General features: G+C 45.8%; 27 protein-coding genes. 11 read left to right on the top strand and 16 right to left on the bottom strand.

Annotated features, from left to right (window positions below; genetic code table 11):
* Positions 1–3: 3 nt before the first annotated feature.
* The 3 genes from DCO17_RS06325 to DCO17_RS06315 are packed head-to-tail and all read left to right on the top strand — an operon-like array spanning position 4 to position 2,814.
* Positions 4–969, top strand: a complete 966-nt coding sequence (locus DCO17_RS06325; protein WP_173955912.1) for a Bug family tripartite tricarboxylate transporter substrate binding protein — start codon at positions 4–6, stop codon at positions 967–969.
* Positions 970–981: 12 nt separating this feature from the next.
* On the top strand, positions 982–1,764 hold the full coding sequence (locus DCO17_RS06320) for a transporter substrate-binding domain-containing protein (RefSeq protein WP_173955911.1): 783 nt from the start codon (positions 982–984) through the stop codon (positions 1,762–1,764).
* Positions 1,765–1,794: 30 nt separating this feature from the next.
* Positions 1,795–2,814, top strand: coding sequence for an amidohydrolase family protein (locus DCO17_RS06315; protein WP_173955910.1), 1,020 nt, complete (start codon positions 1,795–1,797; stop codon positions 2,812–2,814).
* 93 nt (positions 2,815–2,907) lie between these two features.
* On the opposite strand, the gene DCO17_RS06310 is transcribed toward DCO17_RS06315, so the two are convergent.
* The gene (locus DCO17_RS06310; protein ID WP_173955909.1) at positions 2,908–3,441 is read right to left on the bottom strand and encodes a phasin family protein; all 534 of its coding nucleotides are present in this window, start codon (positions 3,439–3,441) and stop codon (positions 2,908–2,910) included.
* 215 nt (positions 3,442–3,656) lie between these two features.
* Between DCO17_RS06310 and DCO17_RS06305 the strand changes: the two genes are divergently transcribed.
* Both DCO17_RS06305 and DCO17_RS06300 read left to right on the top strand, forming a co-directional pair.
* Positions 3,657–4,544, top strand: a complete 888-nt coding sequence (locus DCO17_RS06305; protein WP_173955908.1) for a DMT family transporter — start codon at positions 3,657–3,659, stop codon at positions 4,542–4,544.
* 60 nt (positions 4,545–4,604) lie between these two features.
* Positions 4,605–5,636: a serine hydrolase gene (locus DCO17_RS06300; RefSeq protein WP_254598722.1), complete on the top strand. Its 1,032-nt coding sequence runs from the start codon at positions 4,605–4,607 to the stop codon at positions 5,634–5,636.
* 11 nt (positions 5,637–5,647) lie between these two features.
* Here the strand turns inward: DCO17_RS06300 and DCO17_RS06295 are convergent, their stop codons facing one another.
* From DCO17_RS06295 to DCO17_RS06235, 13 genes are all read right to left on the bottom strand, one after another.
* Complete coding sequence (locus DCO17_RS06295; RefSeq protein ID WP_173955907.1) at positions 5,648–6,472, bottom strand: IclR family transcriptional regulator; 825 nt, start codon at positions 6,470–6,472, stop codon at positions 5,648–5,650.
* 111 nt (positions 6,473–6,583) lie between these two features.
* The gene (locus tag DCO17_RS06290; protein WP_173955906.1) at positions 6,584–7,618 is read right to left on the bottom strand and encodes a quinone-dependent dihydroorotate dehydrogenase; all 1,035 of its coding nucleotides are present in this window, start codon (positions 7,616–7,618) and stop codon (positions 6,584–6,586) included.
* An 8-nt stretch (positions 7,619–7,626) separates the two neighbouring features.
* Entirely contained in the window at positions 7,627–8,373 is a 747-nt protein-coding gene (locus tag DCO17_RS06285) for an arginyltransferase (RefSeq protein WP_173955905.1), read from the bottom strand.
* The gene (aat, locus tag DCO17_RS06280) at positions 8,370–9,107 is read right to left on the bottom strand and encodes a leucyl/phenylalanyl-tRNA--protein transferase (RefSeq protein ID WP_173955904.1); all 738 of its coding nucleotides are present in this window, start codon (positions 9,105–9,107) and stop codon (positions 8,370–8,372) included. Before aat ends, DCO17_RS06285 begins: the two co-directional genes overlap by 4 nt.
* A gap of 21 nt (positions 9,108–9,128) precedes the next feature.
* Positions 9,129–9,683, bottom strand: coding sequence for an NUDIX hydrolase (locus tag DCO17_RS06275; protein ID WP_173955903.1), 555 nt, complete (start codon positions 9,681–9,683; stop codon positions 9,129–9,131).
* A 9-nt stretch (positions 9,684–9,692) separates the two neighbouring features.
* Positions 9,693–11,528: a chorismate-binding protein gene (locus tag DCO17_RS06270; RefSeq protein WP_173955902.1), complete on the bottom strand. Its 1,836-nt coding sequence runs from the start codon at positions 11,526–11,528 to the stop codon at positions 9,693–9,695.
* Positions 11,529–11,545: 17 nt separating this feature from the next.
* Positions 11,546–12,121 (bottom strand): peptidylprolyl isomerase, encoded by a 576-nt coding sequence (locus DCO17_RS06265; protein ID WP_173955901.1) that lies wholly within the window; start codon positions 12,119–12,121, stop codon positions 11,546–11,548.
* Positions 12,122–12,178: 57 nt separating this feature from the next.
* Entirely contained in the window at positions 12,179–12,808 is a 630-nt protein-coding gene (locus DCO17_RS06260) for a 2-hydroxychromene-2-carboxylate isomerase (RefSeq protein ID WP_173955900.1), read from the bottom strand.
* A 17-nt stretch (positions 12,809–12,825) separates the two neighbouring features.
* Complete coding sequence (locus tag DCO17_RS06255) at positions 12,826–14,139, bottom strand: replication-associated recombination protein A (RefSeq protein WP_173955899.1); 1,314 nt, start codon at positions 14,137–14,139, stop codon at positions 12,826–12,828.
* 3 nt (positions 14,140–14,142) lie between these two features.
* The gene (locus tag DCO17_RS06250; RefSeq protein WP_173955898.1) at positions 14,143–14,628 is read right to left on the bottom strand and encodes a DUF3429 domain-containing protein; all 486 of its coding nucleotides are present in this window, start codon (positions 14,626–14,628) and stop codon (positions 14,143–14,145) included.
* A 29-nt stretch (positions 14,629–14,657) separates the two neighbouring features.
* On the bottom strand, positions 14,658–15,512 hold the full coding sequence (locus tag DCO17_RS06245; protein WP_173955897.1) for a 3-hydroxybutyryl-CoA dehydrogenase: 855 nt from the start codon (positions 15,510–15,512) through the stop codon (positions 14,658–14,660).
* 1 nt (position 15,513) lies between these two features.
* The gene (locus tag DCO17_RS06240; protein ID WP_173955896.1) at positions 15,514–16,251 is read right to left on the bottom strand and encodes a glutathione binding-like protein; all 738 of its coding nucleotides are present in this window, start codon (positions 16,249–16,251) and stop codon (positions 15,514–15,516) included.
* Between the two features lie 25 nt (positions 16,252–16,276).
* Positions 16,277–17,476, bottom strand: coding sequence for a pyridoxal phosphate-dependent aminotransferase (locus DCO17_RS06235; RefSeq protein WP_173955895.1), 1,200 nt, complete (start codon positions 17,474–17,476; stop codon positions 16,277–16,279).
* A gap of 94 nt (positions 17,477–17,570) precedes the next feature.
* Between DCO17_RS06235 and yaaA the strand changes: the two genes are divergently transcribed.
* Together yaaA and DCO17_RS06225 are read left to right on the top strand one after the other, a co-directional pair.
* A complete protein-coding gene (gene yaaA / locus DCO17_RS06230; protein ID WP_173955894.1) occupies positions 17,571–18,347 on the top strand; it encodes a peroxide stress protein YaaA in 777 nt (258 codons plus the stop codon).
* Complete coding sequence (locus DCO17_RS06225; protein WP_173955893.1) at positions 18,347–19,558, top strand: DUF2863 family protein; 1,212 nt, start codon at positions 18,347–18,349, stop codon at positions 19,556–19,558. The genes yaaA and DCO17_RS06225 overlap by 1 nt, the downstream gene beginning before the upstream one ends.
* Positions 19,559–19,650: 92 nt before the next feature.
* On the opposite strand, the gene DCO17_RS06220 is transcribed toward DCO17_RS06225, so the two are convergent.
* Both DCO17_RS06220 and DCO17_RS06215 read right to left on the bottom strand, forming a co-directional pair.
* A complete protein-coding gene (locus tag DCO17_RS06220; RefSeq protein WP_173955892.1) occupies positions 19,651–20,025 on the bottom strand; it encodes a hypothetical protein in 375 nt (124 codons plus the stop codon).
* Positions 20,026–20,045: 20 nt separating this feature from the next.
* A complete protein-coding gene (locus DCO17_RS06215) occupies positions 20,046–21,035 on the bottom strand; it encodes a malate dehydrogenase (protein WP_173955891.1) in 990 nt (329 codons plus the stop codon).
* Between the two features lie 159 nt (positions 21,036–21,194).
* Between DCO17_RS06215 and DCO17_RS06210 the strand changes: the two genes are divergently transcribed.
* The 4 genes from DCO17_RS06210 to sdhA all read left to right on the top strand — a co-directional run bounded on the left by DCO17_RS06210 (position 21,195) and on the right by sdhA (position 24,656).
* Positions 21,195–21,932, top strand: coding sequence for a GntR family transcriptional regulator (locus DCO17_RS06210; RefSeq protein ID WP_173955890.1), 738 nt, complete (start codon positions 21,195–21,197; stop codon positions 21,930–21,932).
* Between the two features lie 131 nt (positions 21,933–22,063).
* Positions 22,064–22,483, top strand: coding sequence for a succinate dehydrogenase, cytochrome b556 subunit (sdhC, locus tag DCO17_RS06205; RefSeq protein WP_173955889.1), 420 nt, complete (start codon positions 22,064–22,066; stop codon positions 22,481–22,483).
* A 24-nt stretch (positions 22,484–22,507) separates the two neighbouring features.
* A complete protein-coding gene (gene sdhD / locus DCO17_RS06200) occupies positions 22,508–22,873 on the top strand; it encodes a succinate dehydrogenase, hydrophobic membrane anchor protein (protein WP_173955888.1) in 366 nt (121 codons plus the stop codon).
* Positions 22,874–22,877: 4 nt separating this feature from the next.
* The gene (gene sdhA, locus DCO17_RS06195; protein WP_173955887.1) at positions 22,878–24,656 is read left to right on the top strand and encodes a succinate dehydrogenase flavoprotein subunit; all 1,779 of its coding nucleotides are present in this window, start codon (positions 22,878–22,880) and stop codon (positions 24,654–24,656) included.
* Positions 24,657–24,658 lie beyond the last annotated feature (2 nt).

Raw genomic sequence — 24,658 nt, 5'->3', positions numbered from 1 at the left:
ATAATGAGACGAATGATTCAAATTGCTGTATTAGTATTTGCTACCATATTCCTATCGAACGCGAATGCTCAGGAATACCCCAACAAGCCAATCAAAGTATTGGTTGGTTATGCGCCCGGAGGAGCGGTCGATTTAGTTGCTAGAACTTTGGGGCAGATCTTATCAAGTTCGTTGGGTCAACCATTTGTTGTTGAGAACAAGCCTGGTGCTGGCACAAATATCGCAGTTAAACAATTAATAGATAGTCCGCCAGATGGCTACACATTGATGGTTGCAGCAAATGCCTTGGCGGCCAATATGTCTTTATATAAGCCACAACCTTTTGATATTGATAAAGACATCACACCCATCGCAATGATTGGGCGAGTGCCTGTTGTGATTGCAGCTCCTGCTGATAGCAAATATCAAAGACTAGCAGACCTCATTAAGGCCGCAAAGGTCAATCCTGATTACATTACTTACGGCACACCAGGAAATGGCGCTACCCCTCACATGGCTATGAAATTTTTCGAGCAAGCAGCTGGAATTTCATTGAAGCATGTGCCCTATAAAGGTGGCTCGCCCGCAATTACCGATGTGATTGGTGGGCAACTCGACTTGGTGGCAGTCAATATGTTAGAAGTTGCCCCTCAAGTTAAAAGTGGCAAGCTAAAAATTATTGCTGTAATGAGCGCAAAACGTTCGCCCTTATTTCCAGAGGTGCCAACTGTTGCTGAATCTGGATTTCCGGGTTTTGAGGCATCTGTTTGGTATAGCTTGATCGCACCAGCAAAGACACCAGCTTCAATAGTGAAGACCTTGCACGCCCATGTGGAAAAAGCCTTGCAATCAAAAGAAATGGTAGAGCGTTTAGGTTCAGTAGGGGGAGAGGTGAGTCCGGGAACAACGGCGCAATTTACGACTTATTTGAATTCAGAGCGTAAGCGCTATGAAAAATTGGTACGTGAAGCCAATATCCAGCCCGATTAATGATTCGTTAATATGATGCAAACAATATACAAACTAAAAGTTCTTTGTTTATTTGTCCTTAGCCTTGCCTTATGGGGATGCGCTAGTACACCCGCAGATTTATTGACTCCGCAGGGGGCGTTGCGGATGGGGCTATACAAAGGCACTCCGACTTCGGTTCTAGATTTTGATGGTCCTGGACAAGCTCGCGGTATAGGCTATGAGCTAGGAAAAAATCTCGCTACCCAATTGGAGGTGGGATATGACCCTGTTGTATTTGAGAAAAATGCGGATGTATTGGCTGCGATAAGGAGTGGTTCCGTCGATTTAGTGTTTACTAATGCAAGCGCTGATCGAGCAAAGTACATTCAGTTTTCTAAGACGGTGATCAAAATTGAAAAAGGGTTCTTAATAAGTCCGCATAGCAAGATTGGATCTCTTTCAGAAATCAATCGTCGAAACATTAAGATTGGTTACAGTGTGGGAAGTAATACCCAGTCTGAGTTACCAAGCTTAATTCCGAATGCTAGCTTGGTGCCGACCCAGTCTACAAAACATGCGATTGCACTCTTAAAGTCTGGCGAGCTTGATGGATTCTCCACTAATAAAGCAATTCTTTATGAAATGGCTGCTTCCATTCCTAAGTCTCGGGTCTTATCTACCATTATCGGGTATGAGTATTTGGCCCTCGGCACGCCTCAGTCACGCGCAATCCCAGATTCCCTGTTAAATGATTTTGTGGATCGCATGGAATCGACGGGCAAGCTCAAAGAAATAATTCAACGATCGGGCATTCAAGGTCTTGCGCCCAACTAATTCAGCATTAACCAGCTAGAAAGCGAAGTCATGATTATTGATTGTCATGGACACTACACTACCGCACCGAAAGCCTTGAGGGAGTGGCGAGAAGCTCAAGTTGCAAATCTAAATACACCAGAGCTTGGCCCCAAGGTTTCGGATTTAAAAATTAGTGATGATGAAATTCGGGAGTCAATAGAAAATAATCAATTGGCCAGAATGCGAGAGCGTGGCATTGATGTAACTATTTTCTCTCCTCAAGCCAGCTTTATGACCCATCATATTGGTGATTTCAATACCTCAGCTACTTGGGCTGCAATCTGTAATGAGCTTTGTTATCGGGTTACGCAATTATTTCCTAGGCATTTTGTCGGGGCAGCAATGCTTCCACAGTCACCAGGGGTGGATATCAGCGCCTGCTTGCCCGAGATGCGTAAATGCATTAACGAGTACCAATTTGTTGGTATCAATCTCAATCCCGATCCTTCTGGTGGGTATTGGCGTGATCCGCCCTTAACTCATGCGTATTGGCACCCAATATATCGTGAGATGGTGTTATTGGATGTTCCGGCAATGATTCATGTTAGTACGAGCTGCAATGACTGCTTTCATACGACGGGTGCACATTACCTCAATGCCGATACAACAGCTTTCATGCAGTGTTTGACCTCAGATCTGTTTGAGCAGTTTCCTGAATTGAAATTTTTAATCCCCCATGGCGGTGGAGCGGTGCCATATCACTGGGGGCGCTTTAGGGGGTTAGCGAAAGATATGAAGATCCCGGATATTAATCGCAAGCTATTGAACAACATCTACTTTGATACTTGTGTCTACCATCAGCCTGGGATTGATTTGTTAACCAAGGTGATCCCAGTTAAGAATATTCTGTTTGCCTCGGAAACTTTTGGCGCAGTAAAAGATATTGATCCCGATACAGGGCATTATTTCGATGACACACGTCGCTATGTTGATGCAGCGGATTCCCTAGGTGCTCAAGACAAGCAAATGATTTTTGAGGGTAATGCTCGCAAAGTGTTTGCCCGTATTAATCAACGAATCCCTTCTTGAACAAAGTAAAAGCACTTTTCAGTAAATAAAAAGCCCCGACTAGTCGGGGCTTTTACTTGAGAACTTCTAATAGATACCCTGGGCGGCTAGCAATTACTTTTTCTTGCTGGCCTTTGTTACTGCGTCAGCGGCTGTGTTGATGTTGGTTTGTGCAACTTCAACCGCATGCTTTACTGCCTTTTGGCTAGTTTCAAATACATTGTTCGCGGAGGCAATCGCTTGCTTGAGTGCCTGAACAGCGGCATCAGAACCAGCAGGTGCATTCTTAGTCCACTCTTCAACTAGTGCATTCATTTTCTTCTGTCCAGCGGCAAATTCTTTTTCTGCAGACTTGGTGAAGTTGTCCTGGGTTTCATGTGCCAATTCATAGAGATGGCGGCTGTATGAAATAATTTTCTCAGCGATAGGCTGGACGGTTTCTGCTTGGTGGGCAAGGAGCTGTTGAATATCTTTTACTTCCAATGCTTTCTTGGCATTGTTTACGCTATCACTCAAGCTCTGCTTGGCAATTGCTAAATTGAGTTCAACCAATCTCTCGATACTTTGCAGCGCTTGATTTGTTAAGCCACTCAAGGTTTCTAAGTTCGCCTTTTGTGCTGCTGCGATTTGTTCTGGAGTTAAGTTCATTGCAGACCCTTTCTTTGGTCTAGGTTACTTTCTTGAGTATGACCCTTTGGGGAAATTGGATCAACTAACTTATACGGACAATTATAAAGCCTCTATTTTGTATCGCATCATTCATAAGAGGCTTTAAATGTGGCTTTGCTATTAGTAAGACCCTTTTGAAAAAGCCTAAAATGAGGCATTAGGTTAAAAAATTCAATATTTTCAGTAAGTTATTCATGAAGCCAGGCTTAGACAGTTTTATTGCTCCCATTTTTGTGTTGATTTGGAGTACGGGGTTTGTGATTGCGCGTCTAGCCATGCCTTATGTTGAACCCGCAACTTTTCTATTTTGGCGCTTTAGTGGGGTGCTTGCGGCGATGGCTGCATTGAGCCTGATTTGGCGCATTACTTGGCCTAGCTGGCCTCAAATCAAGCATATTGCGATAGCGGGCATTTTGCTGCAGTTTGGATATTTGCTTGGCGTATGGTTTGCCGTAAGACTTGGAATGACTGCAGGATTAGTTGCGATTATTGTTGGATTGCAGCCGATATTGACCGCGTGGTTTGCCGCATGGATTTCAGAGAAAGTTACACCGCGTCAATGGATCGGTTTGTGTTTCGGGTTTGCTGGCGTTGCTTTGGTGGTGGCGGAAAAGATTGGTTTTGCGCATATTCCTTTTGCAAGTTATGTATTGGCTTTCATTGCGCTGCTATCGATCACTTTCGGCACGCTCTATCAAAAGAAATATTGCCCTGTATTTGATTTGCGGGCTGGCTCTTCAATTCAGTTTGGTGTTTCTGCTGTCTTATGCTTTTTTTGTATGTATTCCTTTGAGAGCGGGGTGATGGTCTGGAATGCCTCGGTTGTTACAGCTCTACTATGGGCAGTCTTCCCCTTATCGATTGGTTCAATTAGCCTGCTCTTCATGATGATTCGCAAGGGTGCGGCAACCAAGGTAACAAGCCTTTTGTACTTAACACCGCCAACTACGGCCCTGATGGCGTGGTTCTTGTTTGATGAGCCATTTACGCTCATGATGGCCCTAGGGTTATGCTTGACAATGACGGGAGTAGTGCTCGTTAATGCTCGTCAGAACAATACAGTCGCTACGATTGCTGAATAGAGGGTGAAATTAGGGTTGGAATAATTCCCATGTTGGTCTAGAAAGTATTTATCATTCCGTATGTCGAAAGTTTTGGAAGGTCTTGTTGGGATGCGTTTGAATCGAATTTGGCTGTTTTCTGTGATCTTTGCTTTTACTTGTGGCGCCTCTATTGCGCCAGCATATGCTGCCAGTAAAGATAAGGATAAGCAAACTAAGGCCAGCAAGGCTGTAGTTAAGTCTCCCAAGAAACCCAAAACAGTTCGCGTTACAGTAACCCGCGCAAATGCGCCGGAAGTTGCTGCGCCACCTTCATTTGCAACAGCACTAGGTTTACGAGGGCAGCATGATGATCTGAGTTTGAAGTCGAGTGTTGCAATGGTGGTCAATCAAGATACTAAAGAGGTTTACTTTGAAAAGAACCCAAAGGTGAGCTTGCCAATTGCATCGATCACAAAGTTGATGACGGCAATGGTAGTTTTGGATTCCAAATTGCCTCTAGATGAAACGATTGTAATTAATGCTGAAGATGCACATATTTATCGTCGCTCACGTTTAACTGAAGGTACGGCAATGTCACGTGAAGACGCATTGCATTTAGCTCTCATGTCTTCTGAGAACCGCGCAGCGTATACCCTAGGGCGAAACTACCCAGGAGGCATACCTGCCTTTGTTGATGCAATGAATCGCAAGGCTATAGAGCTAGGCATGGAGCATTCCCACTTTGCAGATCCAACTGGATTGCTCAGTGAAAATGTCTCCACCGCAGAAGACTTAGCTCGCATGGTTAATGCGGCGTATCAATATAAATTGATACGAGAGTATTCCACCTGGCCAGACTTAACCATGGTGATTGCAAAGCGCCCTCAGAAGTTTTTGAACACTAATCGCTTAGTACGTTCCGGCGACATGGACATTGGTTTGCAAAAGACAGGCTTTATTAACGCGGCTGGTAAATGTTTGGTGATGCAAGCTAGAGTAAACAATACACCTTTGTTGTTGGTCTTCTTGGATTCAGTGGGAACGCAGTCGCGTTTTGCGGATGCAGTTCGTGTGCGCGATTGGTATGAGCGCATGCCATCAGGCACCCAGCCAATACGTCGTTTGATGTAAAAGTAGATCTCTTAGGCCGAGCTGCCTGGCTCGTTTGATTTAGGTTTGTAACCCATGCCTTTGGAGATTTGCAGAGCAGTATCCTGTAGTGATCGCAACCAATCAGCTTGAATACGATCTGTAGGGGCGCTTAGTGATAATCCCGCTACCAATTTGCCAGTATCGTCCAATATGGCAGCCGCAAGGCAGCTAACCCCAAGTTCCAATTCTTCATCATCGCGTGCGCTGCCGACTCTGCGAACATGATTAAGTTCAGTTTCTAATTTAGTTAAATCAGTAATACTGTTGCGAGTGTGGCCTGATAGTCCAGTACGGGTGACGTAGGCTCGAACCTGATTGGCATCATCGCTTGCTAAAAAGAGTTTTCCAACCGAGGTGAGGTGAAGAGGGGCGCGACCTCCAATTGCCCTCACAACCTGCATACCCGAACGTTCACTGTATGCACGATCTACATAAACGATTTCATCGCCCTGGCGTACTGAGAGGTTTACTGTTTCGCCAGTAAGCTTGTGAAGAGTGCGCATCGGTCCCTGTGCTGCTTCACGGACAGAAAGTCTAGCCTTAACTAAATTTCCAAGCTCTAATAGCTTGAGTCCTAGGCGATAGGTACCACCATCCCCACGCTCAACTAAGCGGCATGCAACCATGTCATTCAAAATACGGTGAGCAGTAGAGGGGTGTAGTCCCGTTTGTTCTGCCAAGCTTTTAAGGCTGCAGGATTCTTCATGCTCTGCCAAAGCATCGAGCAAATTCATCATGCGCTCAACCACCTGGATGGCAGTTTTAGCAACTTCCCCAGTATTTTTGGAGTCTTTGACAGATTTGCTGGTATTCATATGCCCTATTGTAGCGATTTCAGGCCATATTGCATATTGTGAAATAAGCGCTTACTAAATTGCACCTCTTAACCAACTGATTAGGGCGGGCGGGAGTCCTAAAAACCCAATTTAGGCGCTTCTTAGAGCCTTGGCACACTCGTTGACAAGATCGGGACCTCTATAGATGAGACCGCTATAAAGCTGAACTAGGCAAGCTCCGGATCTGATTTTTTCCCTAGCATCAGCGCCAGATAGGATGCCGCCAACGCCAATGATTGGCAGACGATCTCCGAGTCGTGCTTTAAGTGCTTTGATGACGGCGTTGGATGCGGTTCGAACAGGGGCGCCAGATAAACCACCAGCCTCTTGACTGTGTTCGAGGTCTTGTACTGCATCGCGAGCAATGGTTGTGTTGGTAGCAATAACGGCATCCATACCAAACTTAACTAATAAATCAGCAATCAAATGAATGTCATCTTGATCAAGATCTGGAGCGATTTTTAGAAACACCGGTTTACGAATTCCTGTGCGATCACTTAAACGTTTTCTTGCATCATCAAGATTGCGAAGAAGATCGCGCAACATGTCTTCACCCTGAAGTGCACGAAGATTTTTAGTGTTAGGTGATGAGATGTTGACGGTGATGTAAGTTGCGATATCGTAGACTGCTTCCATGCCGAGCACGTAATCACTAGCAGCCTCCTCTATAGGGGTGCTAGCGTTCTTACCAATATTGAGTCCCAGTACACCGCCGCTTTGCCAATAATGAGATTTACGTACTCTGGCAACACAAGCCTCAACGCCATCATTGTTAAAGCCCATGCGGTTAATAATGGCCTGAGCTTCAGGCAGACGAAACATGCGAGGTTTGGGATTGCCTGGTTGAGGACGGGGTGTAACCGTGCCAATTTCCAAGAAACCAAAACCAAGTGCAGCCAATGCGTCAATGTGCTTGCCGTCTTTATCTAATCCTGCAGCCAAGCCAACCGGATTTGGAAATTCAATTCCACAAATGTGTTGCGGATCAGCGACTGGTCTGCTAACTAATTTATTTAGTAAACCCCAACGTTGTGCGCGATCTAAATTGGTAAGCGTAAGATTATGGGCTTGTTCTGGATCTAAACAAAAGAGCCAGGGACGTAAAAGTGAGTATCGATCGATCATGACAGATATTATGAACTAGTCAGTTTCTGCCAATGATCCTCTATGAGTCCTTCCATCGGCTGATACTTCGCCTTGTAGGACATCTTCTCGCTTTCTTTAATGTAATAGCCCAAGTAGAGGTAGGGTAGGTGCAGTATTCGTGCCTGCTCGATTTGCCACATGATGCTGTAACTGCCAAAACTAGCCGCGTTATCCGAGGCATCGTAGAAGGTGTATACAGAAGAGATGCCATGCTCCAATATATCGATCATGCTGACCATGCGCAATCTGCCTGGATGGGTGTCATTAGGACCATCCCTAAATTCGACAATGCGTGAATTAACTCTGCTTTGAAGCAAGAACTGCATGTACTGATCTTGATCGTCGCTATCCATGTCGCCACCAGCATGACGCTCATTTTGATAGCGTTGATAAAGTTGATAGTGTTCCTCTTGATACCCTAGATTCAAAACCGAGGCTTGAAGGCCAGAGTGTTTTTTCCAGGCACGGCGTTGACTACGGTTAGGGGTGAATTGGTTTACTAGCACGCGAGTAGCAATGCATGCCTTGCATGAGTCGCAATAGGGTCTGTATGTGTATAAACCGCTACGACGAAAGCCCGCATGAATGAGTTCGTTATAGACATCCGCATGAATTAAATGTGATGGTGTGGCAACTTGCGAACGCGCGGTTTTATTAGGCAAGTAGCTACATGGGTAGGGCGCAGTTGCATAAAACTGTAAGGTTGTGAGGGGTAGCTCTTTTAAGCGCGTCATAACCAGTGCGTCAATATTTGCTTATCAAATTTCCAGGATTTAACAATATTAGATTGATTTATGGAAGCTTGCAGTTGTTGTAAAAAGTCATGGCGGGGTATGGGTTTAGCGCCCATTGAACGTAAGTGACTCGTTTCTTGCTGGCAGTCAATCATTGCCACGTGATTCTGAATACACCAAGCGCTTAAGGCGGCTAAGGCTATCTTTGAGGCATTAGGCTTGCGACTAAACATCGACTCACCATAAACCATGCTGCCGATAGCAACGCAATATAAACCCCCAATCAATGCGCCATTTTCTATAACTGCAATTGAATGAGCATAGCCTTGCTCATGAATAGTTGAATAGGCATCCATGATTTCATGTGTGATCCAGGTGCCATCTTGATCTTTGCGAGCGCTTGTTGCGCATGCGCGGATGACTGCTCCAAAGTCCTCATTTACCACAAGCTCAGACTGGCTATCTTGGCATAAATGACGAATACTTTTCTGAAGAGATTCGCTGCAGTGAAAGTCGTTGGGCTTTAGAACCATGCGCGGATCGGGTGACCACCACAATACTGGTTGCTCATCTGAATACCAAGGAAAAATGCCTAGCTTGTATGCCTGCAGTAGTTGATTGGGATAAATGCACTCGCTGACTGCAATTAGACCGGGCACGCTTTGGTCTGGATCTGGACTTAGCAAGGGATTGGGAAAGGAATCTTGGGGCCCAAGCCAACAAATTTGACTCATCCGCTAACTAATCCAACTGGTTTAGATTTTCTCGGTACGCAAGACATCTCGACTGCGCACATGAAATTCGCTATTCAAAGCTCCAGAGGCGCGATCAGCAAAGAACCACTCTAGAGTCTGCTTCACGGTTGGAAAGGCAAGATCATTCCAAGGAATATCTTGTTCATCAAATAGGGCCACTTCTAAGCTTTCTTCGCCAGCTGAAAAATTTGGTGTCTTCATAGTGGCAAGATAGAACAAATGCACTTGCTCCGCATGAGGAACATTTAGCAATGAATACAGCGGCCCAATATCAACAACTGCGCCAGCTTCTTCAAATGTTTCGCGAGCGGCGCCATCACTGGTACTTTCGCCCAACTCCATAAAGCCTGCAGGCAGAGTCCAAAAGCCATGGCGTGGCTCAATAGCACGGCGGCAGAGTAATACCTTGTCACCATAAATGGGAATGCTGCCAACCACGTTTCTAGGGTTCTGATAATGAATGCTTCCGCATGCTTCACACACATGTCGCTCACGCGAATCATCAGCCGGTATTTTTACCGTGATTGTGGCTGCGCAGTTGGGACAGTACTTCATGAATGCTTTCTAGAAATGGGCTTTAATGGCGCCTCGCAGGGCATTGCTAAGCATAATCTCTTTCGCCATCAAGATATCCTGAATAGTCAGGTTGGCCTCACGGGCATTTATGCTGGGGTCAGCAAGTAAGGCCTTGCGCATGATCCCAGGCAACACTCCTGCAGAGATAGGCGGGGTTAGCCATTCATTTCTGTTGGCGGGTTTAATGAAGACGCTACTTCTGCCACCTTCAGTCACAAAGCCTTGTTCATTTACAAAGAGTGCATCAAATCCACCCAGCTTTACGGCCTTCTGCCAAGCAAGGTCGTACAAATCACGGGCGCTTACTTTGTGTTTCAGCAGTGGATTGCTGGAGCTCATTTTGCAGTTCATAGGCAGAATATCTTTTGCCCAAAAAATCTTGACCGGTTCATTGATCTGATCAAGGGTTCCGCATTGAGTGCTTAAATCCCCGTTGGCGGCAAGATCAAGTCTTAAGCGTGTGGGAAGAGTTTGATCCAAGGGGGTACACGCATTCAAAATAGCAGCACGAGCCCTCTCTCTATCAAAAGGGATGCGCAGGGCGAGCGCCGAGCTTTGCATCCGATCTAAGTGTGATTCAAGTCGTTGAGGCGACTTATTGAGAACTGCAATTGTTTCAAATACACCAGTGTTGCTTGGTAGCTCTGTTAGGAATGCGGATTTAATGTGACACTCATACCACTCCTGCTTTGCATCGGAATCGATTGTGATGCCAGCACCAACGCCAAGAGTAAAGCTCATCGCCTGAGATGACGAATCCTTTTCAATTTCAATAGTCCTAATGGGAACGCTAAAAGCAAAGTCGCCATTTGGGTCTAGCCACCCCAAGGCGCCACAGTAGTAGCCTCGATCAAATTGCTCAAGCTCTTGAATAATCTCCATGCTGCGTTTCTTGGGTGCGCCTGTTACCGAGCCGCAAGGAAAAACAGCGTTCAAAATGTCATGCAGTTTTACATCTGGCTTTATTTGCCCTTGTACAGTGGAGGTCATCTGCAATACATCGCCATGCCTCGCCACCTGAAATAAGTGAGGCACTTTTACTGTATTGGGTAAACAGATGCGACTTAAATCATTGCGCAATAGATCCACAATCATGACATTTTCTGCTTGATTCTTGGGATCGTCGGATAAGGAGTTTGCTGAATTGGATAGGGCGCTAGCAGTGCCTTTCATCGGCATTGCTTTTAATGTGTCTCTCTGACGCTCAATAAATAGCTCTGGTGATTGAGAGAGTAAATAGCGATGATCTTGTGCGATATAGGCGCCAAATCTACCGGGCTGGCGCTCACGCAATCGACTGTAAAGGGCAAGCGGTGCGCCGTAGACATCACCAGTGATGCGATAGGTGTGGTTAATTTGATAGGTGTCACCACTACGAATGTATTCTTGAATCTTTTCGATATCGTCACAAAAGTGATCTTCGCTTATTGAGTCTTGAAGATTCATGACTCCGGCAAGTTGTTCTACATTCGATAGTGCTTTTAATTCAGTCGCAATGTAGTGATCCATTTGCTCTTTTGAGAGCTTTTGGTATTCCTGAAAAGCCCACGCCTCAATCAGTGGATGAGAATTTGTTACTCCCTGCGACTCTTTGGTAGGTTGCGGTAAATGATGAATCAATCGACCTAGTTCATAGGCGAAAGCGGCAACCAAGTATTGGCCTTTATCTAATGCAAGAGTTATTTCTTCTAAGCAGTCTTTAACTGCTCGACGATCGGTTTTGGAGTTGCCGCTAGGAAGAACGCGCCAATTTTGCAGGGGCGCGTTATAGACTCGACTCGACGGATTGGCCGCCGTGCTTTGGGCGTCATCCAGCAAAATCATGACGCTTACTCTATCAATTATTTGAGAATGGTGGCCGATTCAATAACAACTGGCTTTGTTGGTACGTCAGCCATTCTACCCATGCGTGGAGCTGGGGCAACCATGGTGGGTACCTTGCGAATAGCATCAATAGTTTGGGTTCCAGAAATCACTTTACCAAATACGGTATAGCCATTACCCATAGCGTTTGGGTAGTTCAGGCCCTCATTATCTTTAACGTTAATGAAAAATTGAGCTGTCGCAGAATCAGGATCCGAAGTGCGGGCCATTGCTATGGTGTAAGTATTGTTTTTGAGTCCATTATTTGCTTCAGATGCAACTGGTGCATCAGTAGGCTTTTGCACGAGGTCAGGTGTAAAGCCACCACCTTGAATCATGAAGCCATCAATAACGCGGTGAAAAATGGTGCCGTTATAAAAACCGCTCTTTACGTAGTTCAGAAAGTTGGCCGTAGTTTTAGGGGCTTTAACATCATCCAATTCCACAACAAAGTTACCCATCGTGGTTTTAAATTCCACCTTTGGGCCGGCGATTGCCGCTTGAGTCGCAAAGCAAGTAAAAGCAAAAACGAATAGGGTAAAAAACTTACGCATAAAGACTCCTGAAACGAGACAAAGTTTTAATGAACAGCAATAGCCTATTGTATTGCGCTATGGTGCCAAGCCATTCGGAAGATTGCCCGCTCTTGCATAGGGGGCTTCATCAAACATTCCTGGACGAGAGAGGTAATCAAGTACCCAGTCCATCGTATCAACACCCCAAAAACAGCGTTGATTGACGATCAAGGCAGGCACTCCAAAGGCACCATCCGCTTTCGCCTGTTCGGTATTGGCAATTAGTTGAGATTTCACGGCGGCGTCATCTGGTTTCGGCGTGTCCCGAGATAAACCAAGATAAGCGCAAAAGTCAGGCCAAGAAAGGTTTGGATCTTTGCCTTCTAGCCAGACATAGTCAAAAGCTTTTTCAACCATCACCCAATCTGCTTTTTCTTGAACCAAAAGACGTTGGGGCGCGACGGTCATAAATGGATGGTGCTCCGGAAAGCGAAAGGGAATTCCTAATTTCTCAGCTTGCCAAACGCAAAATTGATAGGTATGAGGGCGCTTTGCGGCAACTTCACCAGGCCCTTTATTCTCCGTTGCTCTAAAAAGGCCGCCCAACAATATCGGCACAGGTGTGATTTCCAGCTTCTCTTCTAGTCGCCTGCGTTGCTTGATATATAGATACGCAAACGGAGAAATAATGTCGTAATAAAAACGTGCTGGTAACTTAGAAGACATTTTCCAATCTCGTCCTGTTATTTTTTCTGATGCTCGGCATCTAGCTGTCGTAAGAAGGACATCTTTTCTTTAATCTGACTTTCTAGGCCACGTTCGACTGGTTCGTACCAATGTGGCGCTGCCATTCCTTCAGGTAAGTACGATTCACCAACAGCATAAGCATGAGGCTCATCATGAGCATAGCGATATTCTTTGCCGTGACCTAACTCTTTCATAAGCTTGGTTGGTGCATTACGCAAATGATTAGGTACAGGTTTGGATTGGTCATTTGCCACAAAGGCGCGAGCCGCATTAAATGCTTTGTAACTTGCATTGCTTTTGGCTGCAACCGCGAGATAAACAACCGCTTGACCAAGCGCTAACTCTCCTTCAGGCGAGCCAAGGCGCTCATAGGTAAGGGCGGCATCGTTCGCTAGCTGTATGGCACGAGGATCCGCAAGTCCTATGTCCTCCCATGCCATGCGAATAATGCGACGAGCCAAGTAACGAGGGTCTACTCCACCATCTAGCATTCGGCATAACCAATACAGAGAAGCATCAGGATCCGAGCCTCTCACAGATTTATGCAGTGCGGATATCTGATCGTAAAACTGGTCACCACCTTTATCAAATCGTCTAGCCTGAGTAGAAAGGGCGTTTTCAATAAAGGTTTGATCAACAATCTTGGTTGCAGAGTCTGGCGCTAATACCGCGTTGCGCACCTGCTCAACTAAATTCAGCAATCTTCTAGCATCACCATCGGCATGATGGATGAGAGTGTCAATGGCCGCCTCCTCGAATTGAACTTCAGTCATTGCAAATTGATGCGCGCGCTCAAATAATTGTTGAAGCTCTGCCTTATTTAAAGACTTCAGAACATAGACTTGCGCTCGGGAAAGTAATGCAGAGTTCACCTCAAAAGATGGGTTCTCAGTAGTAGCGCCAATGAAGGTAAATAGACCTGATTCCACATGGGGTAAGAGTGCATCTTGCTGGCTTTTGTTAAAGCGGTGAATTTCATCAACGAACAGAATCGTCTGTTTGCCAGATTGCGCCAGGGTTTGCTCAGCCTGTTGAATGGCTTCCCGAATTTCTTTAACGCCGGCTAATACGGCGGAGATGGCAATGAACTCACGATCAAATGCTTTGGCGGATAAGCGAGCTAGCGTTGTTTTTCCTACCCCTGGCGGCCCCCATAAGATCATGGAGTGAGGCTTGCCTGATGCAAAAGCCAGATTTAGTGGTTTGCTGGGCGCCAGTAAATGGGTCTGCCCAATAACCTGATCAATTGATTTCGGGCGTAACGCTTCCGCTAGTGGTGGCGCTGGTGCGTTATCAAAAAGACCGCTCATTGATCAAGCTTGAATAAACAAAATCACTATGGCCGCCCAAGATAAACAGAAAGCAGCGATGTAAGTTAAGCGATTGCGCATCGTCATGAATGCCGCACATGTAGCTTCATCGGCGAAATAGTAACGATAAGTATTTTGATCAATATTTCGTTGAATAATCAGCGTAGATGCCATGATTAATAAGCCAACTGGGATGTAGATATGCAAGGCCACCCAAGCCACCAAAGCAGGAATAACTCCCCAGATCCAGGCGTTGCGATCTAACCAACGATCGCCTGTAGCCGCTTTGCCTAAATTATGCAAATTGGCACCCCAATGTAAAGCCCCCATAAAAGAGGTGATCACCGCGCCATATCCCGCCAGCGATTCAGCGCTTAAGTAATTAACTGGAGTTGGCGCAAGTTGTACCAACAAAGCTAAACCAATAAATGGAATTAAGCCTGCATAAGCAAGTTTAAGAACGAGTGGGGGAATGGGATTATTACTCACGACTATGTATTGAAATTTTTAATTAAAGATTATTTATCGTAGGTGTAAACGCCGCGTCCAGTTTTGCGACCAAGGTAACCTGCGGCAACCATTTCTCGCAAGAGTGGGCAAGGACGGTATTTTGAGTCGCTAAAGTTTTCAAAATACACTTCCATCACCGCAAGACAAGTGTCCAAACCAATTAGATCTGCTAGCGCAAGTGGACCAATAGGTTGATTGCAACCCAACTTCATACCTGCATCAATGTCTTCTGGACTGGCTAAGCCCTCTGATAAAACAAAGAAGGCCTCATTAATCATGGGCAACAAGATTCGGTTAACCACAAATCCAGGAGAGTTCTTCACGGTAATAGGTTCTTTGCCCACGCGTTTAGCCATTTCAATAATGGCGGCGTGTGTCTCATCGCTAGTCTGTAATCCGCGAATCACCTCTACCAATGCCATCAAGGGTGGTGGGTTAAAGAAGTGCATACCAATAAAGCGTGCTGGGTTAGAGTCTAGGGCCGCAAGCTTAGTGATAGATAGCGAAGAGGTATTGGTGGCAATGATGGTGTCTTTACTAACAATCTCGTCAACTTGCTTCAGAATTTTTTCTTTGATTGCCTGATTTTCTGTTGCAGCTTCAATTACTAATCCAAGACCCTTTAGATCTGCGTAAGAAGTGCTGCCTTTAATGCGCTTAAGCGCTGCATCTTTTGCTTCTGTTGTGAGCGTCTCTTTTTTAACTAGACGATCTAAGCTCTTGCTGATTTGATCAAGACCACGTTGAACCGCAGCATCATTAATATCAACCATAACAACGTCAAGTCCCGCGACAGCGCACACCTGCGCAATACCATTACCCATGGTGCCTGCACCAATTACGCCAACTGATTGAATCTTCATCTTATTTCCTTCGTTGATACTGGGTTGAACCAAATAACTGCTCTCTGGCCTTGTCATCATGCAATGGCTTGCGTAATGCTGTTAATACTTCGCAGCCGCGTTTTACCGCTGGGCGCTCGCCAATCATTTCAAACCAGCGCTTGAAATGCGGATAGTCATTGATATCGATTCCCTGATTTTTCCAATTGCGCGTCCAAGGAAAAATCGCCATATCGGCAATCGAATACGTTTTACCCGCGATGTACATATTATCTTTCAGTTGGGTATCCAGAACCCCATAAAGTCGCTTCGCTTCATTCGTATAGCGATCTACGGCGTATTGAATCTTCTCGGGGGCATAGATGCGAAAGTGGTGGTTTTGACCAAGCATGGGGCCAAGGCCGCCCATTTGGAACATTAACCACTGAAGAACCTCGTATTTGCCTCGGGTAGTTTTGGGTAGAAACTTGCCAGTTTTGGCGGCAAGGTAGAGCAAGATTGCGCCAGACTCAAAGATGCTGATTGGTTTGCCATCAGGCCCACGAGGATCTACCAAGGCAGGGATTTTATTGTTTGGGCTAATTTTGAGAAACGCCTTATCAAATTGATCACCTGCGCCAATATCAATCGGATGTGCTACCCAGTCATGACCTAATCTATAGCCACATTCCTCGAGCATGATGTGAACCTTGTGACCATTGGGGGTTGGCCAGCTATAAACATCAATTACATTGCTATCTATATTTTTCTTAATTGCCATAAGTTTCTCTATAGTTTTTGAGTGTTTAAAGTTTTTGTAAACGATCTAATGCTGAAGTAAGTGTTTGTTCCTGTTTGGCAAAACAAAAACGAATGACGCCTGACTCAGTTGGCTTTTCATAGAATGCGGAAATTGGGATGGCAGCTACGCCAACTTCAGTCGTTAGCCATTTGCAAAACTCCGCTTCACTGAGTTTCGCCTCAGGAATTGTTAGGGCGGTGTAATCAACGCACTGGAAATAGGTTCCTGGGGTTGGTAGCAATTTGAATGTCGTCTTCTCTAACCCCGCTCTAAAGAAATCACGCTTAGCTTGGTAGAAAGCAGGAAGATTTAAGTAATGGGATGCATCTGATAGATAGGTCGCTAAGCCATATTGCATAGGCGTATTGACGGTGAATACATTGAATTGATGTACCTTGCGAAACTCGGCGCTCATTGGAGCGGGGGCTGCAACGTAGCCCACTTTCCAGCCGGTAACGTGATAGGTTTTACCAAAACTCGAAATCAGAAAACTACGGGCCGCTAATTCTGGATGAGAGGCAACGCTATGATGACGTGCGCCGTCATAGACCATGTGTTTATAAACCTCATCACTCAAGACTAATGTCGAAGTATTTTTAAGTAAGTCCGCCAAACGATCGAGGTCGGATTTCTGCCAAACCATGCCTGTCGGATTGTGGGGTGTATTGATGATTAGTAGGCGCGTATTAGCGTGTATTGCTTTTGATAATGCTTCCCATGGAATTTGATAGGAAGCCACTTTCCCATCGCTATCGCGTGTAGCCTCAAGAGAAACTGCAATGACTTTTCCGCCGGCTAATTCAATTGAAGGTCTGTAGCTGTCATAGGCCGGTTCAATGATGACTACCTCATCACCTGGGCTAACGCACGCAAGAATGGCGGTCAAAATTCCCTGAGTGCCGCCAGCAGTGATCGTGATTTCAGAATCGGGGTTGTATTGATGCCCGTAAAGTTGTTGAATCTTATTTGCGATCCCATGACGTAAATTGGGAACCCCAATCATCGGAGGGTATTGATTGTGATCAGCGAGCATTGCCTCATTGACATCCGCAATCAATTTGCGATCGCAAGGGAAATCTGGAAAGCCTTGACCTAAATTAATCGCTTGATGTTCAGCGGCTAAGGCTGACATTACTGTAAAGATCGTTGTTCCCACTTTGGGAAGTCGACTGGGGAATGGGGGAGGCTTTGGGGCGGAATTCATGTGGTCAAAGGGGGCTACAAGTCTTCCGTTGGCCTTTTTGGCGAATAATTTGGGCAGTCGCTAGAATGGAAACAATACATATACAAATTGTGCCATGCTGATCGTACTTTCACCTGCCAAATCCTTAGATTACAAGACGCCCGTAAAGGTGAAGACCCCAACTCTGCCGGAGTTTGTTGCCGAGTCTGCCAAATTAATTGCCGATCTCAAGAAGTTAGCCCCTCAGGACGTGGCAAAGCTAATGGGTTTATCTGATCAGTTGGCGGTACTCAATGTCGGGCGCTATCGAGATTGGTCAAAAAAATTCACCGAAGAAAACAGCAAGCCTGCCATTTATGCTTTTGATGGTGATGTCTATGATGGATTTGACGTCAAAACACTCGACGCTAAGGCGGTCAATTTCGCGCAAGATCATATTCGTATTTTGTCTGGGCTCTATGGGGCTTTACGACCTTTGGATTTAATGCAAGCCTATCGCTTGGAGATGGGCACCCCATTTAAGAATGCCCGTGGCAAGGATCTGTATGCATTTTGGGGCAATAGGGTAACGAATGCATTAAAAGAGGTGCTCGAAAAACAAAAGAAGCAGGTCTTACTAAATTTAGCTTCCGAGGAGTATTTCAAAGTATTACAGCCAAAAGATTTGGATTGCCCAGTGATTTCTCCTGTGTTTCAGGATGCCAAGGATGGTAAATACAAGATTATTTCGTTCTATGCAAAGCGCGCGCGTGGTTTGATGGCGCGCTATGTTGTAGAGAATCGCATTACCGATCCAGCAGACTTAAAAGGGTTTAATTTAGATGGCTATAAGTACTATGCTGCCGACTCAAAACCAGATAAACCCGTCTTTAGACGGGCGGAGAAGAAGTAATGGCTGTGCATCGTACTAAGCCGTCTCAACGCACTTCACCAGAAGTAGAAAAGCTGGTGGCGGATGCTATTTCTTTGGCTGCTTCAGGTAGTCAGATTGAGGATCGCTATTGGGAAGAGCGCTTGAATGTGCGCCTCATGCGTTTGTTAAAAAGCCAGAATCAGAATGTGATTGATGCTGCCCTGGATCAAACTTTCCGCATTAATACGGTTGCGTTTGAAGTGCTGGCTGACACTGCGGAAACTTTGGCTGAGTCTCTCAAGATGGAGCATGAAGGACAGCAGTGGGATGCGCTGTTATTGGCTATGCCAATTGTTGCTCACACTCGTTATCAAATTCCTTCTGGGCCTTTGCCTGCCAACATGGTTGAAGCCACTGCCGGCGCCTTGCATACTGCTATAGCTGCAACTGATACCCGCATCGCGATTATTCCTTGGTTGTATAGCATTGACCAAATGCCGCATTCGCACTGCCAAACCCGCGTGTTAACGGAGGCGCTTGCTACTGCCGCAATCTCCGGCAAAGATGTCAAATTAGAGTTGCGCGATATGTCAGAAACGATTGCGGTATTGGCCGATCCCCGTTTCATCATAGCGGCAATCAGTGCGTCTAGTGGCTCTCCAATTTTTAAATGGCAAGAAGAGCCACCTGCAAGGCAGGAGCGCGGCGTCAGTTTGATTGGTTGGCAAAATGCGATGCAAGAGCCAATTGCTTCTATGTTGCCTGGTTGCGAATTTGAATTACTCCTACCAGAAGCGTATTTCACGAACTGCCGGTTGGCGGACAAGCATGTGCGTCCATTAAGCATTCGTGCCGCAGTTAACTTCCTGGAAAGTACTTTAGGCATTCTTCCCGCTGGACTATCGTGTGTTGTTGGCGCATTTGGTGAAGAGCAGGCTGATGAGTACCGCATTTCGTTTAGTGCAAAAGGTTCATCGGATGTGATGTATGGCGTTATCTGGCCTTTGTATGACCGTGAGAGCGTAGCGAATGATGCGCTCAATGATTTATCCGATGATGAGAGTCCGATTAAAAAGATCTGCGATGCCTTGCATGACGCTGGTGTGGAAGATGTGTTCCGCCATGCGATGTTATTTGATCCAGAGCTTTGTGATGACTGTGGTGCGCCACTATTCCCGGATCGCTCGGGTGAGGCAGTGCATGCTGAGATGCCTGAGGACACGCCAACCCAGCAGCCTTTATTTCATTGATGATGTAAAGAGTTAAACAAGCAATAAAAAAGCCGAGGGTCACTCGGCTTTTTTATTAAATGCTACAAAAACTTCGATAAGACTGAGATTACTTAGTTCTGTACAAACGGTTCAGCGCCAGCAAACAAATGCGGCAATTTACCCGCTTTCATTTCCGCTGTTTGGCAGAAGTCAGCAAGACGTGTTCCAACCTTGATATTGAACAGCATTGCTTTGTTACCCAATACAACTAGATCAAAACCAGAGTTTGTATTTTTGTAACGTAAGCTACCGGGTAGAGAAGTTTGGCGATCTAAATCATATGTTTTAGATTCCCAAGTCAAGCGAACTTTCTCGGTAGTGCCAGCCGTTTTGAACTGTTTGCTTTCGCTGCAAGTCCATGTGAATACTTCTTCATTAGCGCTTACGTTTGCCGCCCCAGAAAGGCATGCCAGCGCAAAGCTAATGGTGAGAAGAGACTTCTTCATATGCAATATTCCTTAGTAAATTAAGGGAGCAAATGTTTAACGCCAGCTTGCTCTTCAAGTAATTCATTGAGAGTGTGAGTCATGCGCTCGCGAGAGAACTCATCGATCTCCAAGCCTTCAACCATCTTGTACTCGCCGTTTTCGCATGTGACAGGGAAGCCATAAATCACTTCAGCTGGAATGCCGTATTCACCCTTGGATGGGATACCCATGGTGACCCATTTACCGTTAGTGCCGAGCACCCAATCGTGAATGTGATCGATCGCCGCATTAGCTGCTGAAGCAGCAGAGGAGAGGCCGCGTGCATCAATAATTGCTGCGCCACGCTTACCAACGGTTGGAATAAATACATCTTTGTTCCACGCTGCATCATTGATGTAATCTTTTACAGACTTACCATCAACAGTTGCAAAACGATAGTCTGGGTACATTGTTGGGCTGTGGTTACCCCAAACAACCAACTTCTCAATACCGGCAACTGGTTTATTCAATTTCGTAGCCAATTGAGATAGGGCGCGGTTGTGATCGAGACGCAACATTGCTGTAAAGTTTTTCGCAGGAATATCTGGAGCAGATTTCATGGCGATGTAAGCATTTGTGTTTGCTGGGTTGCCAACAACCAATACTTTGACGGTTTTCTTAGCAACCGCATTCAATGCCTTACCTTGGGCAGTAAAGATTTGCGCGTTGGCGGAGAGCAAGTCTTTGCGCTCCATGCCAGGGCCACGTGGACGTGCGCCAACCAAGAGGGCAACATCGATGTCTTTGAATGCGGTCAATGGGTCAGAGTGCGCTGTAACGCCAGCCAACAATGGGAATGCGCAGTCTTCAAGTTCCATGATCACGCCAGCCAAGGCTTTTTGCGCTTTTTCATCAGGAATTTCGAGCAATTGCAGGATTACAGGCTGATCTTTGCCTAATAGGTCGCCATTGGCGATACGGAATAGAAGGGAATATCCGATTTGACCGGCTGCACCGGTTACGGCGACACGCATTGGGGCTTTTGCCATTGCTGATAACTCCAGAGGAAGGTTAGTGGGGTTGATTAATAAAAACTTTTCTATTATCCATTCAAGTGTATGGACTTTGCCTTTACACTGTCAATGATGTCTTATATAAGACTAGAATTACTCAGAATTTTATCCAATTGATGTCCTTGTGGAGTGAATTTGTCAGAAGTAAATTTGCCTATCGCCTCATTTAGCCCTCTATACGAGCAGATCAAAGCCATGATTTTGGCTAGTCTGCAAGCTGGAGAGTGGCTTCCCGGCGAAGTTATTCCCAGTGAGATGGAGCTAGCGGCCCGATATGCTGTAAGCCAAGGCACAGTACGCAAGGCAATTGATGAGCTAGCTGCCCAGAATCTATTGGTTAGACGCCAAGGAAAGGGCACCTTTGTCGCGACTCACCAAGAAGATGATTGGCAGTACCGCTTTTTACGCTTAGCCCCAGACTCAGGGGAAAAGTTCCACCTCATTAGCCAATTTTTAGCCTGTGAGCAAACCAAGGCTACTGATTACGTAGCTAACTTGCTTAAATTAAAGGCAGGTGACCCCGTCATCTATATTGATCGCGTTCAAACGTTTGCAGGCCAACCTGTTGTTTTTGAAGAGATTTGGCTTCCAGGCAGTCGTTTTAAAGGACTAGACCTCAATACCCTTAATGATTGGCATGGTCCGGTTTATGCCCTCTATGAAAGCCAGTATGCCACCCACATGGTGCGGGCAGAAGAAAAAATCAAAGCGGTTTCAGCTGATGAAGGTCTTGCTAATCACCTCCAGGTAATAATCGGTGCCCCCTTGCTCTCAGTAGAGCGGGTTGCGTTCACCTACGGGAATAAACCAGTAGAAATTCGGCACGCAAGATACGACACTTCTGAGCAGCATTACGAGAATCGTTTGAACTGAACTTATCCGTAAAACCCCTTTTTAACCCTTATAAACCCTTAAAAGCCCCCACCAGACCCAAGGTTTCCAATAGAATATGTTGCGACACAACAAAATCAAACTGAACCTCCACCGAAAGATAGAGATTGCCCATGGTTGATGCACAGCAAAACGTAAAAAAAGATAGACCGGTTTATCGAAATATTGGTCTAGCCCAGTTGGTGAAATATCGCCTTCCTTGGGCCGGTAAAGTTTCCATTCTTCACCGTATTAGCGGAGCAGTTTTGTTCCTCTTGTTGCCGTTTATTTTGTACCTCTTTGATCAAAGCCTTGCTTCTGAATTGAGTTACCAAAAATTCCAAGCGTTCACAGGTAATGTCTTAGTAAAAATTATTTGCTTGGGATTGATTTGGTGTTTCTTGCACCACTTCTGCGCTGGCATTCGTTACCTCTTGCTCGATCTCGAGATCGGAGTAGAGAAGTCAGAGTCCAATCGTTCAGCAATCATCGTCTTGGTGATTGGCCTGGCTTTGACTGCGATAGTTGGTCTTAAATTATTCGGCTTGTACTAAGCGTTTCTTCATTAAGGAAATTTCATGCCTATTTATCAAATTGGACCAAAGCGCTTAGTTGTAGGCGCGCATTACGGCCTTAAAGAATGGATTATTCAACGCGTTACTGCGATTGTGATGGTGGTGTTTACCGTTGTACTGCTCGTGGATTATTGCGTTACTGGTAGCGCCACATACGAGGGCTGGTCTGGCCTGTTTAGCAATCAGTTAATGAAGTTGTTAACACTCTTGGCTTTCTTCAGTCTTTTCTATCACGCATGGATTGGCGTGCGCGATATTTGGATGGATTACATCAAGCCTGTCGGCATTCGCTTAACACTCCAAGTGTTAACTGTTTTGTATCTCGTAGCCTGTGCGGCATATGCCGTTCAAATTTTGTGGAAAGTGTAATTCGATGACTGCAATTCAAAAATCATTGCCACGCCGCCGTTTTGATGCGGTGATTGTTGGTGCGGGTGGTTCAGGTATGCGCGCTTCATTGCAGTTAGCAGAAGCTGGCTTGAATGTTGCTGTACTAAGCAAAGTATTCCCAACGCGCTCACACACAGTTGCAGCGCAGGGCGGTATCGGCGCTTCCTTAGGCAACATGAGTGAGGACAACTGGCACTATCACTTTTACGACACCATCAAAGGTTCTGACTGGTTAGGCGACCAGGACGTAATCGAATTCATGTGTCGCGAGGCTCCCAAAGTCGTTTATGAGTTAGAGCACTTTGGTATGCCGTTTGACCGTAACCCTGATGGCACAATTTATCAGCGTCCATTCGGTGGCCACACTGCAAACTATGGTGAGAAGCCAGTACAACGTGCTTGTGCTGCTGCTGACCGTACTGGTCACGCAATGTTGCACACCTTGTATCAACGTAACGTACGCGCGAAGACGAATTTCTTTGTGGAATGGTTGGCACTCGATTTAATTCGTGATGATGAGGGTGATGTAGTTGGTGTAACTGCTCTCGAAATGGAAACTGGCCAGGTATACATCTTGGAAGCCAAGATTGTGATGTTGGCTACTGGTGGTGCGGGCCGTATTTGGGATGCATCTACTAACGCGTTTATTAATACTGGTGACGGTATGGGTCTTGCGGCGCGCGCTGGCATTCCATTGGAAGATATGGAGTTCTGGCAATTCCACCCAACTGGTGTAGCTGGTGCGGGGGTGTTGTTGACAGAAGGTTGCCGCGGTGAAGGCGGTATCTTGCGTAATAAAGATGGTGAGCGTTTCATGGAACGCTATGCACCAACTTTGAAAGATTTGGCTCCACGTGACTTCGTATCACGTTCTATGGACCAAGAAATTAAAGAAGGGCGCGGTTGTGGTCCGAATGGCGATTATGTTGTGCTCGATCTGACACACATCGGTGCCGATACGATCATGAAGCGTTTGCCTTCTGTGTATGAGATTGGTATTAATTTTGCGAACGTTGATGTGACCAAAGAGCCAATTCCTGTTGTGCCAACCATCCACTATCAGATGGGCGGCATTCCAACCAACATCAACGGTCAAGTAGTTGTGCCTGCAAATGGCAAACACAATGAAGTTATCAATGGTTTATATGCTATCGGTGAGTGTTCATGTGTTTCAGTACACGGCGCAAACCGTTTGGGTACAAACTCATTGCTCGACCTCTTGGTATTCGGTCGTGCAGCAGGCAATCACATTGTGAACTTAGATCTTAAGAATCGTGAGTTCAAGCCGTTGCCTAAGAATGCTGGTCAGCAAACGATGGAGCGTATTGCGAAGTTAGATAACTCTTCTTCTGGTGAGTACGCGCAAGATGTTGCTAATGACATTCGTAAGTGCATGCAGAAATATGCTGGTGTGTTCCGCAACCAAGAGTTGATGGACGAAGGTGTTCGTCAAATGGCGAAGTTGACAGAGCGTGCTAAACACTTATGGGTTAAAGATAAGTCTGAGATTTTCAATACCGCGCGTATTGAAGCTTTGGAAGTGGCCAACTTGGTTGAGACTGCAAATGCAACGATGACCTCGGCCGCTGCTCGCAAAGAAAGCCGTGGTGCTCACTCTCATGATGATCACCCACATCGTGATGATGACAACTGGATGAAACACACTCTTTGGTATAGCGAAGGCAATCGTTTGGACTACAAGCCAGTTCAGCTAAAACCATTGACTGTTGATTCAGTTCCTCCAAAAGAACGTACTTTCTAAGC

Source organism: Polynucleobacter tropicus (assembly GCF_013307225.1).
In the GTDB taxonomy this organism is placed as follows: domain Bacteria; phylum Pseudomonadota; class Gammaproteobacteria; order Burkholderiales; family Burkholderiaceae; genus Polynucleobacter; species Polynucleobacter tropicus.
Note: the sequence above shows the minus strand (reverse complement) of the source record. Positions and strands in the feature narration are given on the sequence as shown.

Excerpts from the sequence above, each read along its gene's own strand:
- DCO17_RS06325 (WP_173955912.1), top strand. The coding sequence starts at position 4 with ATGAGACGAATGATTCAAATTGCTGTATTAGTATTTGCTACCATATTC.
- DCO17_RS06320 (WP_173955911.1), top strand. The coding sequence starts at position 982 with ATGATGCAAACAATATACAAACTAAAAGTTCTTTGTTTATTTGTCCTT.
- DCO17_RS06315 (WP_173955910.1), top strand. The coding sequence starts at position 1,795 with ATGATTATTGATTGTCATGGACACTACACTACCGCACCGAAAGCCTTG.
- DCO17_RS06310 (WP_173955909.1), bottom strand. The coding sequence starts at position 3,441 with ATGAACTTAACTCCAGAACAAATCGCAGCAGCACAAAAGGCGAACTTA.
- DCO17_RS06305 (WP_173955908.1), top strand. The coding sequence starts at position 3,657 with ATGAAGCCAGGCTTAGACAGTTTTATTGCTCCCATTTTTGTGTTGATT.
- DCO17_RS06300 (WP_254598722.1), top strand. The coding sequence starts at position 4,605 with ATGTCGAAAGTTTTGGAAGGTCTTGTTGGGATGCGTTTGAATCGAATT.
- DCO17_RS06295 (WP_173955907.1), bottom strand. The coding sequence starts at position 6,472 with ATGAATACCAGCAAATCTGTCAAAGACTCCAAAAATACTGGGGAAGTT.
- DCO17_RS06290 (WP_173955906.1), bottom strand. The coding sequence starts at position 7,618 with ATGATCGATCGATACTCACTTTTACGTCCCTGGCTCTTTTGTTTAGAT.
- DCO17_RS06285 (WP_173955905.1), bottom strand. The coding sequence starts at position 8,373 with ATGACGCGCTTAAAAGAGCTACCCCTCACAACCTTACAGTTTTATGCA.
- aat (WP_173955904.1), bottom strand. The coding sequence starts at position 9,107 with ATGAGTCAAATTTGTTGGCTTGGGCCCCAAGATTCCTTTCCCAATCCC.
- DCO17_RS06275 (WP_173955903.1), bottom strand. The coding sequence starts at position 9,683 with ATGAAGTACTGTCCCAACTGCGCAGCCACAATCACGGTAAAAATACCG.
- DCO17_RS06270 (WP_173955902.1), bottom strand. The coding sequence starts at position 11,528 with ATGATTTTGCTGGATGACGCCCAAAGCACGGCGGCCAATCCGTCGAGT.
- DCO17_RS06265 (WP_173955901.1), bottom strand. The coding sequence starts at position 12,121 with ATGCGTAAGTTTTTTACCCTATTCGTTTTTGCTTTTACTTGCTTTGCG.
- DCO17_RS06260 (WP_173955900.1), bottom strand. The coding sequence starts at position 12,808 with ATGTCTTCTAAGTTACCAGCACGTTTTTATTACGACATTATTTCTCCG.
- DCO17_RS06255 (WP_173955899.1), bottom strand. The coding sequence starts at position 14,139 with ATGAGCGGTCTTTTTGATAACGCACCAGCGCCACCACTAGCGGAAGCG.
- DCO17_RS06245 (WP_173955897.1), bottom strand. The coding sequence starts at position 15,512 with ATGAAGATTCAATCAGTTGGCGTAATTGGTGCAGGCACCATGGGTAAT.
- DCO17_RS06240 (WP_173955896.1), bottom strand. The coding sequence starts at position 16,251 with ATGGCAATTAAGAAAAATATAGATAGCAATGTAATTGATGTTTATAGC.
- DCO17_RS06235 (WP_173955895.1), bottom strand. The coding sequence starts at position 17,476 with ATGAATTCCGCCCCAAAGCCTCCCCCATTCCCCAGTCGACTTCCCAAA.
- yaaA (WP_173955894.1), top strand. The coding sequence starts at position 17,571 with ATGCTGATCGTACTTTCACCTGCCAAATCCTTAGATTACAAGACGCCC.
- DCO17_RS06225 (WP_173955893.1), top strand. The coding sequence starts at position 18,347 with ATGGCTGTGCATCGTACTAAGCCGTCTCAACGCACTTCACCAGAAGTA.
- DCO17_RS06220 (WP_173955892.1), bottom strand. The coding sequence starts at position 20,025 with ATGAAGAAGTCTCTTCTCACCATTAGCTTTGCGCTGGCATGCCTTTCT.
- DCO17_RS06215 (WP_173955891.1), bottom strand. The coding sequence starts at position 21,035 with ATGGCAAAAGCCCCAATGCGTGTCGCCGTAACCGGTGCAGCCGGTCAA.
- sdhC (WP_173955889.1), top strand. The coding sequence starts at position 22,064 with ATGGTTGATGCACAGCAAAACGTAAAAAAAGATAGACCGGTTTATCGA.
- sdhD (WP_173955888.1), top strand. The coding sequence starts at position 22,508 with ATGCCTATTTATCAAATTGGACCAAAGCGCTTAGTTGTAGGCGCGCAT.
- sdhA (WP_173955887.1), top strand. The coding sequence starts at position 22,878 with ATGACTGCAATTCAAAAATCATTGCCACGCCGCCGTTTTGATGCGGTG.